This is a genomic window from Vibrio sp. 10N.222.48.A3 (assembly GCF_041475345.1).
Classification (GTDB): domain Bacteria; phylum Pseudomonadota; class Gammaproteobacteria; order Enterobacterales; family Vibrionaceae; genus Vibrio; species Vibrio tasmaniensis_A.
The window spans coordinates 1-3,788 of sequence record NZ_JBFRVX010000627.1; the positions used below are offsets into that span (position 1 = coordinate 1).

The window sequence follows — 3,788 nt, forward strand, 5'->3', positions numbered from 1 at the left end:
TTTTGAGTAATATATCTATCTGATACTTATCACTATAATGATAACGGCAATGAAAATGAATGTTATCACTTTTGTCTTCAATGTTTGGAGAGCTGAGACCTAAAATACGCCCCTTAGGATATAATTGCTCCAACCAATAACCGCAATTTCGAGCCGAGTCTTGAATTGGCATAACCCACCCCGTTCTGCTGTAAGTCTTTGGCGGTTTCGCATCATTCTTTTGCTCCACACCAGATAACAAATACTGCTGTTTGAACAAATTCGCTTGCTCAAGAATTCGCTTGCTCGCAACGATTAATGCCGTGTTCGTTGCTTCTTCTTCTACTGTTTTCCATACAGAAAGCAATCCCATAACGAGAAAAAGAATAACCGTAACCCAAATAACAAAACGTGAGCGCTGTAGGTTATTCAGCATCCCCTAACCTTTGATTGCATCCAGCATTCCCCACATTGGCAAGAAAATACCCAGAGCTAAAACCAGCACCATTCCCGCAACGATCGTCAACAGAATAGGTTCAATTCTAGCGGTTAACGTTTTTAGATCGTAATCAACCTCTCGGTCGTAAAAATCCGCAACTTCAAGCAGCAACTCATCAATACGACCCGTTTCTTCACCCACAGAAATCATTTGTATCACGAGTGGTGTGAAAATCTCGCTGTTAATCGCGGTAGAAGAAACGGTACTTCCCGCTTCTATTGCCGATTTCATACCTTGAACACGAAGTTCTAAAAAACGATTGTCCAAAGCTTCAGCCGATAGCGATAACGATTGGTTAAGCGGTACACCTGCTTTTAGCATCAAAGCAAAAGTACGTGAGAAGCGCGACAATAGAGCTCGATTGACCACCCCACCAATCACTGGCATTTTTAAGCGCAGCCGATCCCACTTTTCCCACCCTTTATCTGTCTTAACCCATGCTTTAAAAGCAAAAACAAGACCAAAGATTAATCCAAGCATTAACCCCCAGTAATTAACAAAGAACTCAGACATTCCCATTAAAATACGAGTTGGAAGTGGTAAGTCGACCCCAAAACGCGCGAACATACTCGAAAACTGAGGAATCACGAATATATTCAAGACAAACATAGCGATTGTAATAAAAGTAATCACGAACGTTGGGTAACGCATTGCCGTTTTGATTCGCTTTCGAGTTTCAACCTCTTGTTCGTAGTATCCAGCCAGTTGTAACAATGCCTGATCTAAACGACCTGTATTCTCACCAACACTGATCATCGATACAAACAATGAACTAAATACCTTAGGGTGCATTTGCATCGACGCCGCTAACCCACGACCGTTTGTGAGTTCAGCGACCACTTCTTCAAGTGCTACTTTCAGTTGCTTATTTTCACAATGTTGAGTTAACCCTTTCATCGATCTTAATAGCGGAACACCCGCCTTAGTTAAACTATACAACTGTCGGCAAAACAGAACCAACACCTCTAAAGGCACATTCGGGGAGAACAGACTGGATACATCCATATCCAGGATTGAACCGCCACTTTTTCCAAGTTTAATCGAAGTTGGAATGATCCCTTTACTCATCAAACTGTCAGCAGCAAGATCTTCGTTATTTGCATCCAACTGGCCTGTCACTTGACTGCCATCAGAACTGCGACCTACATAACGATAAGTTGGCATATCACTCTACCCCTACAGATAAATTGGATCAGTGGCACCAGAAGCATCGCCTTCGCCAAGGTTCATTACCTCATCAAAGCTCACAACCCCCTGTATGGCCAATTCCATCGCAGAAGCTAACAGCGGTTTGTAATTTTCAGACTGCCTTGCCGTTTGAGCAAAAACAACGGCATCATTGGCTCTAAGCGCATCCATCATAGGCTGATCGAGCTCCAACATTTCAAACACACCAATACGACCACTGTAGCCTGTCAAATTACAATTTTGACAACCACGCCCTTTCATAAATGGCGTACCTCGCTGGTTTGGGAAACGAACACTCAACCATTGCTTACGCGCTTCATCCAGCTCATCATCAACCTTGCAATCAGTACATACCTTACGAACTAACCGCTGTGCGACCACGGCTCGAACAGCACTTGCTACCAGATAACCCGGAGCCCCCATGTCCATCATACGCAGTGCACTGTCTACTGCATCGTTGGTATGCAGAGTACTTAACACTAAGTGACCAGTAAGTGCCGCTCTCAAACCAATTTCAACGGTTTCGTGATCTCGCATCTCACCAATAAGAATGATATCCGGATCCTGACGTAGGAAGGTTCTCAAAATCGTTGAGAAATTGAGGTTAATCTTAGGGTTTACCTGAACCTGATTCACACGAGGAAGACGGTATTCTACAGGGTCTTCAGCGGTAATGATCTTTTTACCCGGTTCGTTTAATTCACTTAACGCACCGTATAGAGTCGTTGTTTTACCTGAGCCCGTAGGCCCGGTTACGAGAATCATGCCATGTGGGCGGCGTAATTGATGACGAAGACGAACGAGCAAATCACTCGGAATGCCTGACAACTCCAATTTACGTAGGCCAGCCGATTGATTAAGCAAACGCATAACCACTGACTCACCGTGCTGTACTGGCATAGTCGACATACGAATATCGACCGATTGACCTTTAACGCGAATATTAAAGCGACCATCTTGAGGCAGTCGTTTCTCTGAAATGTCGAGGTTAGCCATCAGCTTCAAACGCAAAACCAGTGCAGAAGCAATATTCACTTCATTCAACAACGTTTCATGCAGGACACCATCAATACGCTGACGTAAACGTAATACGTTTGAATCTGGTTCAATATGAATATCAGACGCACCAACTTGAATAGCATCTTCAAACAGCGAGTTTACTAGCTTAACGACCGTAACTTCGTCGCTGTCTTCTTCAGCGATATCAAAGTCAAAGGCTTCATTAACTTTATGCTCAGCATGAAGCTGCTCAGCAAATGAGGCAATCTCTTTGGTTCTTCGGTAATAACGGTCGAAACCATCAACTAATTGTCTCTCTTGTGCGACGACAAATTCGAGTGCGTAGTCGCCTAGTTGACTCAGCAAAGATTCTTGGGCAAACAGATCAGCAGGATCACTCATTGCAACACGTAATGTGTCACCTTGACGCCCAATGACCAAAGCTCGAAGGCGGCGAGCATGAACCTCAGGTAAAAGCTGCACAGCTTCGACGTCAACATTAGCTCGGCTAATATCAATAAGAGGAATAGCAAGCTGTTGCGACAAGAAACTGAGCATTTGCTGCTCTGATAAAAAGCCAAGCTCGATCAGTGCATCACCAAGCTTGCGGCCTGTCCTTTTTTGAGCGGCCAGAGCTTGTTCAACTTGATCTTCAGTAATGATGCCCTCTTCTACGAGCAAATCACCGAGCCTTTTTCTTAATCTAATTTGCATCGCCACTCTCCTCTAAAGCATTGAGTATTTTTAAACGATCACGTACAAAGCCTTGCGACTGAGATGAGATCCCAACTCTAACCAATGCTCCTTGGTATGATTGCTTTGCAGCCATGAAATCAAGCTGACGTTCTTGCTGAATCGCTAAACCTAACCACCAGCGAGCATTATCTGAATCGACCTCAGTCAATTTTTGGTAGCTCTCTAGCGCAATATCTTCTTGCTGAGACTTTTGACTTAATGCAGCGCGCATTGCTAAGTAGTCTTGAGTTGGACTAGGTGGTAAGTGTATTAATGGGCTCAAAGCAGCTTCCGCTTGATTGGCTTTCACAAGTAGCTTCGATAAACCTAGGCGCAGTTTTTCACTGTTGATATTGAGTTTGATACCCGACTGAAATAACTCATACGC

4 protein-coding genes are annotated in these 3,788 nt (G+C 44.0%); all 4 read right to left on the bottom strand.

Annotation, left to right across the window (positions count from 1 at the left end):
* On the bottom strand, window positions 1-415 hold a 415-nt coding region (locus AB4653_RS17405; protein ID WP_372104832.1), incomplete at its 3' end, for an MSHA biogenesis protein MshF.
* Window positions 416-418: 3 nt separating this feature from the next.
* Window positions 419-1,642, bottom strand: coding sequence for a type II secretion system F family protein (locus AB4653_RS17410; protein ID WP_009847859.1), 1,224 nt, complete (start codon window positions 1,640-1,642; stop codon window positions 419-421).
* Window positions 1,643-1,654: 12 nt separating this feature from the next.
* The gene (locus AB4653_RS17415; RefSeq protein WP_009847860.1) at window positions 1,655-3,379 is read right to left on the bottom strand and encodes a GspE/PulE family protein; all 1,725 of its coding nucleotides are present in this window, start codon (window positions 3,377-3,379) and stop codon (window positions 1,655-1,657) included.
* On the bottom strand, window positions 3,369-3,788 hold a 420-nt coding region (locus AB4653_RS17420; protein ID WP_372104834.1), incomplete at its 5' end, for a tetratricopeptide repeat protein. The genes AB4653_RS17415 and AB4653_RS17420, both read right to left, overlap by 11 nt.